Source organism: Moraxella nasibovis (genome assembly GCF_029581575.1).
In the GTDB taxonomy this organism is placed as follows: Bacteria; Pseudomonadota; Gammaproteobacteria; order Pseudomonadales; family Moraxellaceae; genus Moraxella; species Moraxella nasibovis.
Genome location: NZ_CP089975.1, coordinates 879796 through 895588, shown reverse-complemented (window position 1 = coordinate 895588; position 15793 = coordinate 879796). Strand labels below are relative to the sequence as shown.

The 15793-nt window shown below is 48.3% G+C and carries 13 protein-coding genes; 6 read left to right on the top strand and 7 right to left on the bottom strand.

What is annotated here, in order from left to right; all coding sequences use genetic code 11:
- The first annotated feature begins 160 nt into the window (after nt 1-160).
- The 4 genes from rpoD (at nt 161) to LU290_RS04215 (ending at nt 7637) form a co-directional block, all read left to right on the top strand.
- Nucleotides 161-2014 carry an RNA polymerase sigma factor RpoD gene (gene rpoD, locus LU290_RS04230; protein WP_370688543.1) on the top strand — a complete coding sequence of 618 codons (1854 nt, stop codon included), beginning with the start codon at nt 161-163 and terminating at the stop codon, nt 2012-2014.
- 158 nt (nt 2015-2172) lie between these two features.
- Nucleotides 2173-2499, top strand: a complete 327-nt coding sequence (locus LU290_RS04225) for a YbeD family protein (RefSeq protein ID WP_277809301.1) — start codon at nt 2173-2175, stop codon at nt 2497-2499.
- Between the two features lie 70 nt (nt 2500-2569).
- Nucleotides 2570-3853 (top strand): exonuclease SbcCD subunit D C-terminal domain-containing protein, encoded by a 1284-nt coding sequence (locus LU290_RS04220; RefSeq protein WP_277809300.1) that lies wholly within the window; start codon nt 2570-2572, stop codon nt 3851-3853.
- Between the two features lie 31 nt (nt 3854-3884).
- Nucleotides 3885-7637, top strand: a complete 3753-nt coding sequence (locus tag LU290_RS04215) for an SbcC/MukB-like Walker B domain-containing protein (protein ID WP_277809299.1) — start codon at nt 3885-3887, stop codon at nt 7635-7637.
- 118 nt (nt 7638-7755) lie between these two features.
- Here the strand turns inward: LU290_RS04215 and LU290_RS04210 are convergent, their stop codons facing one another.
- The 3 genes from LU290_RS04210 to LU290_RS04200 all read right to left on the bottom strand — a co-directional run bounded on the left by LU290_RS04210 (nt 7756) and on the right by LU290_RS04200 (nt 9656).
- Nucleotides 7756-8538, bottom strand: a complete 783-nt coding sequence (locus LU290_RS04210; protein WP_277809298.1) for a hypothetical protein — start codon at nt 8536-8538, stop codon at nt 7756-7758.
- On the bottom strand, nt 8538-9323 hold the full coding sequence (locus LU290_RS04205) for a D-Ala-D-Ala carboxypeptidase family metallohydrolase (RefSeq protein WP_277809297.1): 786 nt from the start codon (nt 9321-9323) through the stop codon (nt 8538-8540). The genes LU290_RS04210 and LU290_RS04205 overlap by 1 nt, the downstream gene beginning before the upstream one ends.
- A 204-nt stretch (nt 9324-9527) precedes the next feature.
- Nucleotides 9528-9656 (bottom strand): hypothetical protein, encoded by a 129-nt coding sequence (locus LU290_RS04200; RefSeq protein WP_277809296.1) that lies wholly within the window; start codon nt 9654-9656, stop codon nt 9528-9530.
- Nucleotides 9657-9733: 77 nt separating this feature from the next.
- On the opposite strand from LU290_RS04200, the gene rodA reads away from it, so the two are divergent.
- Both rodA and LU290_RS04190 read left to right on the top strand, forming a co-directional pair.
- Nucleotides 9734-10879 carry a rod shape-determining protein RodA gene (rodA, locus tag LU290_RS04195; protein ID WP_277809295.1) on the top strand — a complete coding sequence of 382 codons (1146 nt, stop codon included), beginning with the start codon at nt 9734-9736 and terminating at the stop codon, nt 10877-10879.
- Nucleotides 10880-11466: 587 nt separating this feature from the next.
- On the top strand, nt 11467-12045 hold the full coding sequence (locus LU290_RS04190) for a septal ring lytic transglycosylase RlpA family protein (protein ID WP_277809294.1): 579 nt from the start codon (nt 11467-11469) through the stop codon (nt 12043-12045).
- A 105-nt stretch (nt 12046-12150) separates the two neighbouring features.
- Here the strand turns inward: LU290_RS04190 and radA are convergent, their stop codons facing one another.
- The 4 genes from radA to lptC all read right to left on the bottom strand — a co-directional run bounded on the left by radA (nt 12151) and on the right by lptC (nt 15765).
- Nucleotides 12151-13563, bottom strand: coding sequence for a DNA repair protein RadA (gene radA, locus LU290_RS04185; protein WP_277809293.1), 1413 nt, complete (start codon nt 13561-13563; stop codon nt 12151-12153).
- A gap of 217 nt (nt 13564-13780) precedes the next feature.
- Nucleotides 13781-14512, bottom strand: coding sequence for an LPS export ABC transporter ATP-binding protein (gene lptB, locus LU290_RS04180; protein ID WP_277809292.1), 732 nt, complete (start codon nt 14510-14512; stop codon nt 13781-13783).
- A gap of 43 nt (nt 14513-14555) precedes the next feature.
- A complete protein-coding gene (gene lptA, locus LU290_RS04175) occupies nt 14556-15023 on the bottom strand; it encodes a lipopolysaccharide transport periplasmic protein LptA (RefSeq protein ID WP_277809553.1) in 468 nt (155 codons plus the stop codon).
- Nucleotides 15024-15189: 166 nt separating this feature from the next.
- Nucleotides 15190-15765, bottom strand: coding sequence for an LPS export ABC transporter periplasmic protein LptC (lptC, locus tag LU290_RS04170; RefSeq protein WP_277809291.1), 576 nt, complete (start codon nt 15763-15765; stop codon nt 15190-15192).
- Nucleotides 15766-15793 lie beyond the last annotated feature (28 nt).

The following is a 15793-nucleotide window of genomic DNA, read 5'->3' as shown; positions in this document are numbered from 1 at the left end:
GTTTTGGGGAGTTTTTGGGGAGTTTTTGGAAAAAATACACAAAAACTTTTAAAAACACCCAAAAAGCTTTAAAAACATCACAAGCGCCCCCACATAGCCAACATCTGTGCTATACTATGCACCATTTTATCCCAGAATTGATAATAAAAAGCGAGCATCCATGAGCGAACAACATTCCAATTCTCAATTAGCAGCACTCATTCAGCTGGGCAAGGAACAAGGCTACTTGACTTATGCCGAAGTCAATGATCAGCTGCCAGACTCCGTCACCGAAAGCGATCAGATCGAAGACATCGTGCAGATGCTGACCGATGTCGGCATTCCAATTTATGAGGTCGCCCCCGATGAAGACGACATCATTTTGGGCAGCTCAGGCAGCGAAGACGACATGGCGGCAGACGAGGCGGCGGCGGTGCTTGCAAGCGTTGAGACCGAGCCGGGACGCACCACAGACCCTGTGCGTATGTACATGCGTGAGATGGGCACGGTGGATCTTTTGTCTCGTGATGGCGAAATTGCCATCGCCAAGCGCATCGAGGAAGGCACTCGTGAGGTGCAGTACATCATGGCGTACTGGCCAGGTACGGTGAAATTTGTGCTTGATGAATACGCTTTGGTCGAGACTGGCGAGAAAAAAATCTCTGACATCGTCTCTGGTTTTTTAAATCTTGAAGATGAAGAATTTGAGCTCAAAGAAGACGCCGAAGTCGAGCTTGGTAGCATTCAAGAAGAAAGAGACATCGATGATGGCGACGAAGACGATGAGGACATGGATGCAGCTGGTGGCGATGACGACAGCAACCTTGACCCAGAAGAGGTGCGTGTTCGTTTTGAAGAGATTCAGACTTTATTTGCCAAATCTCAAAAAGCCCTAGAAAAGCATGGTCGTGGCAGCGAGAAAGCCAAAGCCGCTTATGACGAGCTGGCATCTCGTTTTATGCTCATCAAGCTCAACAACCGCCTGTCCGATCAAGTCATGGCACTCATGCGTGAGGTCTATGAAGATGTGCGAAACAGCGAACGCAAGATCATGAAATTGGTCGTGCGTCGTGGCAAAATGCCAGTGGACGAATTTAAAAAGACTTTCCCAAGCAACGAAACCAACCTAGACTGGCTGCGTCTGCGCATCGAGGGCAAGCCTGCCTTTGCCGAAACGCTCGAAAAAGTCTTACCAGAAGTCATTGAACTGCAAGAAAAAATCCTAGCTCACGAAAACGAGCTACAAATGGATGTCAAAAACATGAAGGCGGTCGCTCGCCAAATGGCGATCGGCGAAGCCAAAGCTCGCCGTGCCAAAAAAGACATGGTGGAGGCGAACTTGCGTCTGGTGATTTCTATTGCCAAAAAATACACCAACCGTGGCTTGCAATTCCTTGACCTGATCCAAGAAGGCAACATTGGTCTGATGAAAGCGGTGGATAAGTTTGAATACCGCCGTGGTTATAAGTTCTCAACTTATGCGACTTGGTGGATTCGCCAAGCCATCACTCGCTCCATTGCCGACCAAGCGCGCACGATTCGCATCCCTGTGCATATGATTGAAACGATTAACAAAATCAACCGTGTCAGCCGTCAGCTTTTGCAAGAAATGGGACGAGAGCCGACGCCAGAAGAGCTGGGCGAACGCCTAGACATGGACGAGGCAAAGGTGCGCAAAGTGCTAAAAATTGCCAAAGAACCCATCTCTATGGAAACCCCTATTGGCGATGATGAAGACAGCCACTTGGGTGATTTTATTGAAGACAGCACCATCTCAAGCCCTGTGGACAGCGCCACCGCCGAAGGCTTGCGTGAGGCGACTCGTGAAGTGCTTGACAATCTGACCGAGCGAGAGGCGAAAGTTCTAAAAATGCGTTTTGGCATTGACATGGCGTCTGATCACACGCTTGAAGAAGTCGGCAAGCAATTTGATGTGACTCGTGAGCGCATCCGTCAGATCGAGGCAAAAGCATTGCGTAAACTTCGCCACCCTTCTCGCTCTGAGCATTTGCGTTCATTCTTGGAAAATGACTGATACGCTGTTATTTTAAAAATGACAATTAAATAACAAATAAAATAGCCACCTTGTGTGGTTATTTTATTATCTTCATAAAAGCAATCTTAGCAAAACGCCTTGAAATTTATCAAGCCCGCCCCATTTATCCAGCATCATAAATCAAAAAAAGGCACATCATGAAACTCACCGACCTAAACCGAAAACCCACCGCAGTGGGAGCAAAACGCACCGAAATCCAAAACCCTGAGCTTTGGAATTTTCCGATGGATTATCCCATCAGCATCATCGGACACGAAGGCGAACACGACAGCCTATTGCATGAAGTGACGCTGATTTTGGCGGAGATTTTCCCAGAATTTGATGCAGCCAGCATTCAAATCAAGCCGTCAAGAACAGGCAAATTTCACGCCCTAAGAGCCAGATTATACCTGACTTCTGCCGATGAAGTGAACCGCCTTTATACCGCCCTAGATAAAGCAAAAACCGTCAAAACGGTGGTATAATTTCCCCAAAATCTGCTATAATCATAAAAATCTTTTTTCAAAACCGCCTTTGTGCGGTTTTTTTAAAACCATGACAAAAATCAGCACCATTCCCACTAAAAACGCACAAACTCTGCGAATACTGCACACTTCTGACTGGCATCTTGGCAAGCGACTGTATAATCAGCAGCGCTATCATGAATTTGCTAATTTTTTAGATTGGCTAATCAATGCCATCGATGAACACACCGTGGATATGCTCATCGTGGCAGGCGATGTCTTTGACACCATGACGCCCAGCAACAAAGCCCAAGAGCTGTATTATCGCTTTTTGGGACAGGTCGCCAAAAGCGGCTGCCGTCATGTCATCATCACTGCTGGCAATCACGACAGCCCTACTTTTCTTGATGCACCAAAATCCATCTTAAATGCCCTAGACATCAAGGTCATCGGTACGGCAAGCTCCGATATTGACGATGAATTGTTGCTTTTATATCATCATGATGAGCCTGAGGTCATCGTCCTTGCCGTGCCTTATTTGCGAGACAAAGATGTGCGAGACAGTACCAGCTTTGATGACATCAAAAACAAAGAGCAAGACACCTTCATGGGCATTGCCAAGCATTATGACACGCTCAGTCAGCACGCCAAAGATTTACAAAAAGACATTTTAGATAAATTTAATAAAAAGGTTCCCATCATCGCCACAGGTCATCTGTTTGTCGCAGGCTCGCACATTTCATCTAAGGATGATGGCATGCGTGAGCTTTATGTCGGCACGCTGGGGCAGATTCCTTCGGGGATTTTTGATGATGGCATAGATTATGTGGCGCTTGGACACATTCATGCCCCACAGAAGGTGGCAAATTGCGAGCACATTCGCTACTGCGGTTCGCCGATTGCCATGGGCTTTGGTGAGGCAGGCAAACCCAAGCAAGTTTTGCTCGTCGATTTTGATGACACACGCCCTACCGTTCACCCACTTAGCGTGCCAGTTTTTCAGCAGCTTGTGCAAATCAGCGGTGACTGGGAGCAAATCAACACTCAGCTGACCGACCTAATCAGCCAAAACACCAGCATTTGGGCGGAAATCATCTATACAGGGCAAGACCTTCTTCCAAATCTTGCCAGTGAGATTCGCGCGCTCACCGACTCAACGAAGGTCGTGCCACTGAGCATCAAAAATCGCACGCTTTACCAAAAAACGCTCAGCACACAGCCTAAGTCTTTAAGCCTAAAACAGCTTGATGAGATGGAGGTGTTTGAGCAATTACTTGACAAACAAGACATCAGCGATGACGACCGACCAACCCTAAAACACGCTTATCAGTCACTCATTGCCGACATTCACAGCAGCGACTCTCAGGCACAATAAGCCTACTTAACACATTAAGCCCATTAAGACCATGAAAATTTTAAGCCTGACATTCACCAATCTCAACTCCCTAAAAGGCAGCTGGCACATTGATTTTACGGACGATGCCTATGAGCGTGACGGCATTTTTACCATCATCGGGCAGACTGGGGCGGGCAAAACCACCATTTTGGACGCCATTTGCCTTGCCATCTATGGGCAAACACCACGCATCAAGCAGATCAGCGCCACGCACAATGAGCTGATGAGCCTTGGCACAAGCGAATGCATGGCACAAGTTGAGCTCAGCATGGGCGGCGAATGCTATCGCTTCAACTGGCAGCAGCGGCGAGCTGGCGGCAAGACAGATGGCAAGCTGCAAGCCATCCGCCGAGAGATCAGCCTTATCAAGCATCCAGGCGATGATGACGGCAAAATCTTAGAGACCAAGCCAAGCCTATGTGACAAAAAAGCGGTGGAAATCATGCGCATGAATTTTGAGCAATTCACCCGTTCGGTGCTGCTGGCACAAGGCAATTTTGCGGCTTTTTTGAAGGCGGATGCTGGCGAGAAAGGCGAGATCTTAGAGCAAATCACCGGCACAGAAATCTACGCCCAAATCAGCGCCAAAGCCTTTGAAACCGAGAAAGCCAAACGCTTGGAGCTGACTGCCTTGCAGGACAAGCTGACAGATCACGCCGTCATGAGCGATGAGGAATTTGCCGCCCTGTCTGCTGCCATCGCTGATGATAAGGCTGCACTAGACCAGCAAGAAGACAGTATTGAACGCCTTGAAACTGCGCTAAAACAGCTTGAACAAAAATCCCATCACGAACAAAAAATCAGCAATCTTAGCGCACAACTCTTGATGCATCAAGCCGCCTTTGATGATTTTCGCCCCAGTCTCACCACCCTAGAAAACGCCAACAAAGCCCATGAGCTACAAAGCCAGTATGCGCACATTCAGCAGCTCAAAAACCAGCAAAACCAACTTTACCTGACTCAAAACACACTAAAAAGCGAGCTTGAACGCCGCCAAAAAGACAGCGATGAAAGCCTTCATCAAAAAAACCAAGCCCGTGATGCATTGCTTTTGGCACAAAAAGATGAGGCGGATCATGCCGAGATTTTTCGTCAAGTGCGCCGACTGGACGAGACACTGTTTGCTCTAAATGGCGAACATCGGCAGCTCAAAGACATGCACGATCAGCAGCTTGCGCAAATGGATGCGCTCAACCACGCCATCAAGCAAAGCCTTGCCAAGCAATGCGACACCCAAAACAAACTTCAAGAGCTGCAATCCATCCGCCATACCAGCGATGACCTTGGGCAAGATCTGGGGTTTTTAAATGCGCACCTTAGCGAGCTTGCACGGCAAATCAGCCATGCCAAACGCCTTGACATCAGCATGGCTAACACCAAGCGACATTTGGACGACTTACAAACAAAGCTGACGCAAAAGCGCGATGAATACAAACAGCTGAACAATGCCTTGACCAAGCATCAAAATACGCACCAGACACTCAAAAACAACTACTGTCTAGCGCTGTCCATCTCACAGCTTGATGAGCACCACCTAAGCGAGCAAGGCATGCGCACAAGCCAAGAGCTGCACACGCAAAATCAGCTCAAAAACACCTTGCAAGAGCTACACACAGTGCATCAAGCGGTGCAGACCACAAGCGCCGACATCCATCATGAAACCAAGCAGCTTGGCAAATACCGCACGCACATCGACACGCTAAACCAAACTCTAAGCCACGAGCACACCACACTTTCAAGCTTGGAGGAAAATAAAACCTTACAACTTGAAATAAAAGCCCTGCAAAAGCAGCTGTCGCATCTACAAGACGGCAAGCCCTGCCCGCTGTGCGGCTCCCTTGAACACCCCAATAAACTCATGCCACAGCAAAAGTCTGAGGACAGCACTGATGATGCCATATTACACACCAAGGCAAAAATCACTCAGCTGACTGACGAGCTAAGCGACGCCAATGCAAAGCAAATTATCTCCAAAAATAATTTAGAAAATCTTAATGAAAAATTACAGCAGCTACGCACACAGCAAAGCACACTGAATCAAAAAATCCATGAAATCAAAAACCATGCCCAAGCTCATGGCATCACAAGCCTTGATGACATCAGCCTTGATGAAAAAGACGACAGCCATCTTATTGAGATGCTCACCGCCTGCAAAGACAAAATTGATGCGCTCAATCAAGCATTAAGCCACCATCAAGCGCTCGCACCCAAGCTACAAAGAAGCCTTCAAGACATTAAGCAATATGAAGATCAGCTTCTCAACATCCAGCATGAAGGCAGCTCAATAAGAGATCAGCTTGGTTTTGTGGAGCAAGATTTCTCCAAAATTTGCACAGAGTCTGCCGAGCTGAGCGATGCCATCAAAGACAGCATTGCCAGACTCACCACCACCCTACACAAACATGGAATCACTTTGCCAGTGCAAAGCGAAAATGCGTCAATACCGTATGACGATTTTTATAAAGATATTTTAGACAATATTAATAAATTAAGTGTGATTCATCAAGCATCTCAACAGGCACATCATACCAGACAAGCGCTTGAACGCACTTTGGATAACATCGCCATTCATCTTAGCAATCATCAAAAAGACCAAGAGCGCTTGTCGCAGCTACAAGACAGCACCGCACAAAAGCTTGACGACATCTTGCAAAAGACGCACAAGCTACAAAGTCAAAGACAAGATTTATTTGGTCAAAAAATCGTCGATGATGAAGAAAGCGCTCTAAAACAGCGCATCAAACTTGCCACTAATTTACTGACTCAAAGTACAGAGGCGCACACTTTGCATCAAAGTGCACTCACTTCACTTGGCGACAGGCTGTCGGAGACGAGTCGTCAGCTGGACAAATTACGCACAAGTTTTGATGAGTCTTGGCAGGATTTTGGCGGCGCTTTATTGGCAAAAGGCTTTCTTGATGAGGCACAATTTTTGGCGGCGCGCCTAAGCGATGAGGACAGACAGCGCCTACAAGAACAATCGCAAACGCTACAATACGCCATCAGCAAAACCAAAGAAAATCTGGAGCAAGAGCAAGAACTGCTGGCAGCACTGATGCCATCCACCGCCAAGCTAAATGCCGATGATCTGACAGCCCAAAGAAACGCCTTACAACACTCTCAGCGAAACCTTCTACAAAACTTAGGTAAAAACCAACAAATCCTAGACCACGCCGCCCAAGAACGCAGCAAACAAGCCGCATTGCGCGCTCAGATTCAACAAAAAACCAAAGACATCGAAGTCTGGGCTAAGCTAAATGAACTCATCGGCTCAAAAGAGGGCAAAAAGTACCGCAATTTTGTGCAGGGTTTGACGCTAGAAGCCATGCTGTTTTATGCCAATCAAGTGCTGGCACGCATGAGCGAACGCTATATTTTATGCCATGCCAGCGATGACAATAAACTCTTAGAAATCAATATCATAGACACACAGCAAGGCAGCGAGGAGCGCAGCACCAAAAATCTGTCTGGCGGTGAAAGCTTTATCATCAGCCTATCTTTGGCGCTGGGTTTGTCGATGATGAGCAGCGAAAACATTCGCATTGACTCGTTATTTTTGGATGAAGGGTTTGGCACGCTCGATGAGGAGATTCTCGACATCGCACTTGCCACGCTAGATGCCCTGCAAGAAGAAGGTAGGATGATCGGCATCATCTCTCATGTCGCCAGTCTCAAAGAGCGCATCGGCACGCAAATCATCGTGCATAAAGGCGCCAATGGTGCAAGCAAACTGTCTGGCGCAGGGGTCAGCTTAGTCGGGTGACTCATGCCCGCCATTTGATTTGGCACGAATGTCACAATAAACATCAAAAACCAAACATCGTCATGATATAAAGCGCATGTCATGCACGATGATTGATTTTGTCACATTCAAGGTGCATTCAAGCCACCGCCACCTGTTGCCAAAGTACTTTCTTAAATGTAACATCATGAGCCATCTGCTTTAAACTTGGCAAATCGACCACTTCTCCAAAATAGTCCACTCCGTCTGGCACATCATTCAAAAATGCTACTTTTTGGGTAAATGCATCAAGCATCTGCAAATACACGACAAAGCCATCTAAGCATTTTTGTGCAAGATCAGGCGAGCCTGGCAGCTCATCACTCATCGGATAGCTCAGGCGGTGCTCGCCACAAGGTCGCCCATGCTGATCTGCCCAAGTCACCAACGCCGACTTTAACGACAGCCAAATCGACTGCTCGTTCGTGTTCATCTGCGCCACATCCGCCACGAGTATCCACTCACCCGCTCGCACGCCTTCAAGCTCGTACCTTATGTCAGCATTGACATCAAAGCTATCAGCATCACCCCCAAGACCACGCTCAGGCTGCACATGAAATTCATTGGCATTGAACGCTTTTTGGGCATCATCACTGTCGGCCTTGCCCTCACCCACCATCTTTGACGGCTGCGTTTGCCCATCAGCGCCTCTCTCGTCGCTTGGGCTGGCGTCATTCAAATCAGACTTTACAAGTCTTGTCGCATCGGCAGTATCTGGCATGGCGTCTGACACCTTAATGTCCGCGCCATCGACATCAAAGTCAGCAAAGCGGTCGGTGCGATGATTGAGCATGATGGTTGGTGTGCTTTTTTGCACCCAATGTGTCACGCCAAGCCCTTGTAAAATATTAACCTGCTGAATGAAGTTGACCGTATGAGTCATCACAGATTTTCCTGCTTTGGCGGTGAAATGCGGCAGATGGAGTGACTTTCGGAAAATTGCGCACCCCATTTGCGGTAGCCTTGTGTGTCCAAATGGATTGCACCTGTGGCATAAAGCCCAAGACCAAAGTCACGCCCCCTGCCTTCATACAGCCAGTATTCGCACAGCCGATTTTGCAAATTAAACATCTCATGACTGCCCATGTCGATGCTTGGCACCCAGATGTCCATCGCACCATTGGTCATGTGCTTGCTACTTACCGCACCGCCTGCACAGCGATTGAGTTCAGGGCTGCGATACACCGAACGAATGTGTGTGCCTGCTGGCAGCACGCCACGAGCTTTTAAATCATTGAATAGCATGATGGTAGGAATCATCGCATCCCAGAGCGCTCTGGGCGGCACTTCATAAGGCTCATGTCCGCACGCTTGCCATGAGCGTGCCGTCGTCAAAAGCTCATGCATGGGCGGCACTTTGCCTGTACCCACTCGACTTGTCAAATAACGCTCATAGCCTGCCACTTCTGCCGCCTGATGCGGGCGTGCCGAAAGCCAAGCGGTAAAATGCGCCCGAGTTCCGACATCCGCACCCATCGTATGCAAGCTTGCGTGGTCGTGGTCGTGATGATCTCCATGATAGACATTCACCTGCTTGGGTGCTGCTGTTTGGCGCGCGGGGTTTTGGCGCTCAGGCTTGCTTGTGGTCGTTTGAGTCTGGGGCTTGTTTGAGCTTGGTGGTACAGCTGTGGAGGCGCACGCCGCCAGCCATACAGCCGCAGATGCCATGACAGACACCCTAATAAGACCGCCATATCGATTCAGCCTTGATGAGTGCCAAGCTGTGTTTTTATGAGGCAGTTTGCAAAAAGCATTGTTTTGAGGTGCTGTCATGGTCATTCCAGATTTTAAGAGCAAAGATTTTTTGGATAAAATACGATGAATCATCGCCATTATTGTAGGGTATTTTTAATATTTTATCAATTTTGACCATCAATGACCATCAAAGTCATCCATCGGCAGATTTGCCTCAGCAGCAACTGCCAAAGCTCGACCAAGCCAAGAACAGCCACACCAGACAGAGACGCAAAAACCGTATAAAAATGCACAAAGCACTATCAAATTTCACCAATATCGGTTAAACTATCAAGTTTTTTAATCCGTCTTTCGCCCCAATTCTAAATCAAGCAAGCGATGTCATGACCAGTCAGCAATATCGATTTTCACGCCAAAGCCATCATCTAAGACGAGACCTTGAACCGACGCTTTGGCAGCGTCTGCACATCGATCCGTGGCTGACGATGCTGCTTTTGGCGATTTGTTTTATCGGGCTGACCGTTCTATACAGCGCATCAACACAAGACATGGCGATGGTCATGCGGCAGATGGTAAGCTTTGGCATTGCCTTCACCGTGATGATCGTCATGGCACAGATTCCACCAAGTTTTTATCGTACTTTGACGCCGATTTTTTATGCTTTGGGCGTGTTTTTGCTCATCTTGGTGGAGCTGATTGGCGAGGTGCGGATGGGGGCGCAGCGCTGGATTCGCATTCCCGGCTTTGGTAGCGTACAGCCGTCAGAGTTTATGAAACTTGGCATGCCGATGATGTGCGCGTGGTTTCTGTCTGGTCGGGAGTCGCCGCCGAGCATCAAGACGGTCGCCATCACGCTTGGCATCATTCTTTTGCCGGTGGCGCTCATCGCCAAAGAGCCAGACTTAGGCACTTCGCTTTTGGTGGCATCAAGTGGGATTTTTGTGCTGTTTTTGGCGGGCTTGCCGTGGTGGATGATTGGCTCGGCGGTGCTTTTTAGCGTGCCATTGGTGGCTTTTATGTGGCAATTTGTCATGCACGATTACCAAAAAACCCGAGTCATGACCCTGCTAAACCCTGAGGCAGACATGCTTGGCTCAGGGTGGAACATCACTCAGTCCAAGATCGCCATCGGCTCAGGCGGTATGACTGGCAAAGGCTACCTTGAAGGCACACAGTCTCACTTGCATTTTCTACCCGAAGGTCACACCGACTTCATCATTGCTGCATTCAGCGAAGAGTTTGGTTTGGCGGGCGTGTCCTTGCTGATGCTATTTTATCTTTGCCTGCTGGCTCGGTCGCTATATATCGCCCTTGTCAATCCTGACCCATACTGCCGACTGCTTGCAGGCTCGCTGTCGATGTCTTTTTTTGTATATATGTTTGTCAATGTCGGCATGGTCGGCGGCATTTTGCCAGTGGTTGGCGTTCCCCTCCCCTTCATCAGCTATGGCGGCACGGCAATCATCACACTGATGGCGGGCTTTGGCTTGCTCACCTGCGTCCATACCCACACCCAAAAGACCACCTAGTCGCAAGCGGATTTTATTAATTAGTAAGATAAATCCACCATTTTTATTAAGATAAACTAAAAAATCACCAGCTTAAAACAGCTGCCCCTAGCACATACTTACCAAGCATCAGCATCAATGAAGATTTATCAAATCAGCAAAAGATGCGGGATTTTATTCCAAAAAATCACCGCTTATGATGAACACAAGCAAGCAAATATTCTTCTAAGTGCATGATTTTTATGGATTTAATATACTTGTAATTTATTTTAATCGTGCTACCATATAAATAAAGACAAGCACCGCTTTTAAGCTTTTTATGCGTACAAAGACGGACGATTTGTTATTTAATCAATCCATTAGCCAAATTGCACAACACATTTGGTTAAAACACTTGCATCCATTGATTTAGATATTTTGCCAAAAGCTTGAATTTTTGGCGATTTATCCCCATGTTGTTTGTATGGATTTGCTTTTATGGCAAAACATCAAAATATAGTTGCCCATGTGATGGCTTTTTTGCGCTGTCAATTTAGGGCTTGATGTGCATTTTTACCCCATCAGCGGTTTGTTGGGTTTTGTGCATCAATCACCCAAAAGAGGTTGTTATGAAATACATCACAAAGTACTTACTTGGCGCCAGCATCGCTGTTGGTACGGCGCAAGCACTGCCAGCGATGGCTGCCGATCAAGCAGGCACGAACATCGACAGAGTACTGAGCGAACTGACACGCCAGCACAGTGGTGCATCAAGCCTTGTCAAATCGACTCGCCAGCCAACATCACTGAGCCTAAGCAGTCCGCTTTTGGCGCAGTCTGGCTCATCTACCAAAAAAGACGAACCTGTGCTTGAAAAGCTGACCGCCGTAGCATCTAATACGGTGAACCGATTCAAACAAACTGGTCTGGCGTCTTGGTACGGTCGGCAATTCCACGGCAAAAAAACCGCCAATGGCGAGACTTTTGACATGAACGCCTTGACCGCCGCTCATCGCTCACTACCCCTAAACTGCTACATTCGTGTGACCAACAAAGACAACGGCAAATCTGTCGTGGTGCGTGTCAATGACCGTGGTCCTTTCCAAGGCGACCGAGTGCTTGACCTGTCTTATGGTGCCGCCAAAGCCATCGGGCTGACTCAGCGTGGTACAGGCAATGTCATCATTGAACGAGTTGATGGTCCTTAAAAAGATTGTAAACCCATCGCAAAACTACCCAAAATAAATTACCCAAAATAAATCCCAATAAAAAAGACAATCCATAGCAGATTGTCTTTTTTTATTGGGATTGATTCATACCAAATCAAAAGCACGACTGATGGCATCATCTAGCCGATCCACCGCAATGACTTGAATGCCAGAAAACTGCTCGCTGTCGGCTTTTGGGGCATTGGCCTTGGGAATGATGGCGTGCGTAAAACCATGTTTCATCGCTTCACGCAGGCGTTCTTGTCCGTTTGGCACAGGGCGAATCTCGCCAGACAAACCCACTTCGCCAAATACCGCAAGGCGTGGCGGTAATGCCTTTTCCCTTAAGCTGGACGCACAGGCAAGCAATACCGCCAAATCCGAGCCAGTCTCCATGACTTTAACGCCGCCCACCACATTGACATACACATCTTGCCCACTGGTGTAAATACCGCCATGACGGTGCATGACCGCAAGCAGCATGGACAGACGCTGATAATCAAGCCCCAACGCCATGCGTCTGGGCTGAGCGTGTGCATCATCAACCAACGCCTGCACTTCCACCAGTAGCGGGCGAGTACCTTCACGGCTGACCATCACCACAGAACCTGCAATCGGTCTTTCATAACGACTTAAAAATATCGCCGAAGGGTTGGCAACTTCTTTTAGACCTGTATCGGTCATGCCAAAAATACCCAGTTCATTGACCGCCCCAAAACGATTTTTGACGGCACGAATCATGCGAAAGCGACTGTCCGACTCCCCTTCAAAATACAGCACCGTATCTACCATATGCTCAAGCACCCTAGGACCTGCCAACGCCCCTTCTTTGGTGACATGACCCACCAAAAACAACGCCGTCCCTGTCTGCTTGGCATAGCGAGTCAAAATCGCCGCCGACTCACGAATCTGAGCCACACCACCAGGGGCGGACTGAATCATGTCGGTAAATAGAGTCTGAATGGAGTCAATGACCACCACCGCAGGCTGTTCTGTAGAAAGCGCCAAACAAATGGTATCCACATTGGTCTCGGCAAGCACCCTTAGGCGGTCGGTAGGCAACCCCAATCTTTTAGCACGCATGGCGACTTGCGATAAGCTTTCTTCGCCCGTGATATACAGCGCCGAACCTGCCAGCGAATCACTGCTTGCCATGTTGGTGGCGGTTTGTAATAAAATGGTGGATTTGCCAATGCCAGGGTCGCCACCGATCAGCACCACCGAGCCTGCCACCAGACCACCGCCCAGCACACGGTCAAATTCGCCAATGCCCGTCGGCATACGGGTCTCTAGCGTCACCCCCACTTCATCAAGGTTCATGACCCCAGAAGTTGCCCCTGCATAGTTGGCAGTCTTGGCGGTGGCGGCGGTTTTTTTGGCGGCTTTGTGGTGTGGCATGGCGACATCAGGCGCCTCCACCAAGGAATTCCACTCACCACAGTCGGCACATTGTCCAGACCATTTGCCAAAATTTGCCCCACAGGACTGGCAGACATAAGAAGATGATTTTTTTGCCATGTTGATTGTTTTAGATTAAAGATTGGAGTACATCAAGCGAGCCGATAAAGTAAGACAACTTTTGTGGGTTAGGAAAGCTTGGCGTAACCCAAAATTTTTTGTGTAAGCCGTTGAATTTGTTGGGTTTTCGCAAGCAGAGCCCAACCTACAAAAGCTGGATTTTCGTTTCACTCAACCCTACACTTTCTTAAAAATTCAATGACTTAAAAAAATACGCCTAAACCGAAAAGTCCTTGCCCAGATAGACTTTTTGCACCAATTCATTCGCCAAAATGTCCTCTGGCGACCCCTCAGCGATGATGGCACCCTCAGAGACGATGTAGGCTTTTTCGCAGATGGATAGTGTCTCTCGCACATTGTGGTCGGTGATGAGCACACCGATGCCGCGCTCTTTTAAAGCGCTGATGACATCTTTAATGTCGCCCACCGAGATGGGATCGACACCAGCGAAGGGTTCATCAAGCAAGATAAATTTCGGATCGCTTGCCAGAGCACGGGCGATTTCGCAGCGGCGGCGTTCACCCCCTGAGACACTCATGCCCAAAGAATGACGCACATGCTCTAAGTGAAATTCCGCCATGAGTTTTTCAAGCTCTTGTAATTGAGCAGTCTTATCCAAATCCTTGCGCATTTGCAAGATTGATAAGATGTTCTGCTCGATGGTGAGCTTTCTAAAAATGGACGCCTCTTGGGGCAGATAGCCTATGCCCTGAGCAGCTCGCTCGTGCATGGATTTTTTGGAGATGTCAGCATCACCAAACAGCACCTGCCCTCGATCCATCGGCACAAGACCGATGACCATATAAAAACTGGTCGTCTTGCCCGCACCATTTGGTCCCAAAATGCCCACAACTTGACCTTGCCAGACTTCAAAGGACACATCTTTGACCACCCAGCGTTCGCCATAGCGCTTGCCCAGATGACGCATTTTTAATGCCACATTTGACATAGCTTTCCTTAAAAATCTTACAAATTTTCAACCACAGAACTCATCAACGCAGACCCTGATGCGAGCCGCTGCCAGTGGGCGGAAAGATGAGCTCGACTCGCTGACCACCGCCTGCATTTGCCTCCACATCGCCTGCTTTTAGGCTATAACGGATGGTATTGCCTGCAAAGCTTGAGCCAGCCTGAGTCAGTTTGGCATTGCCCGTCAGCGTCACGATGCCTGTCACAGCATTATAATCAATGCGATTCGCCTGTCCTTTGGCAAGCCCTTTTTCTTGGGTGATGACTTGCTGAAAAGTCGCAGGACGACCTGTGGCGACAGCACTGGTGATTTTTCGGTCGTTGCTCAGATTTAGCGTGATGTTGTCGGCGGCGATTTTTAGCGTGCCTTGTTCGATGGTGACATTACCCGAGTAAGTCGTCACCCCTGTGCGCTCCACATAAGTTGCTCTATCAGCAAGCAGACGGATTGGCTGATTGGCATCAGAGGGCAACGCATTAGCACTTGTCATGGTAAGAGTCAAAACCGTGATGGCGGCGACAAGTGCAGGCTTGATAAAAGTAGAAATTGGCATAATTTTCTCAATTAATTTTAAAATAGATAGTAACCAAACAATGAATAAATCTTAAAATTTAACAATATTTGCAAGCATCAGTTTGCCCACTTCTCATGACGCATCAAAACAGCGGCTCGTCTTTACGCTCGGCGGCATGATACAGCACTTCGATTTGACTAAACTCATATTCGCCGGCATTCAGATCTGCGGTCATCGCCTGAGCACGAAAGCTGTCCTCGCCATTTTTCACCAATAATGGCTCATCGCTCGACAGCTTGCGAGACTTGGTATTTCCCACAAGGGTGCCACCCTCAAACACAAGCTTAGGCTTATCAGCGGTCGCCTCTCGGGTCAATACAAAGCCATCATACAGCTTTAAGTCTCCTGTCGCTTGCTCCAAAGTGGCACGCTTGGCGGTGATGGTATATGCCTCGCCGCTTGGTGGTTGCCAGTTTAATACCGCCCCCAGCATTTCGTCTTTGCCATCAGCATTTTGTACCAAAGAGTCAGCGGTCAGCGTGTATTCCACCTCGCCCGTCTCTTCGTTGGTCTGCACCGCTTGGATTTCAGTCACTTCATAAGCCACCTCAGGTTTGGCAGGCACCGCAGGCTCAATGCTGGCATCCTCTTGATAAAAAAACCAAGCCGCCACCATCAGTGCCATCACCCCAAGTATGCTCAAAATTCTTGCATTCATGCGCTCATCGCCATTTTATCAGTCATAC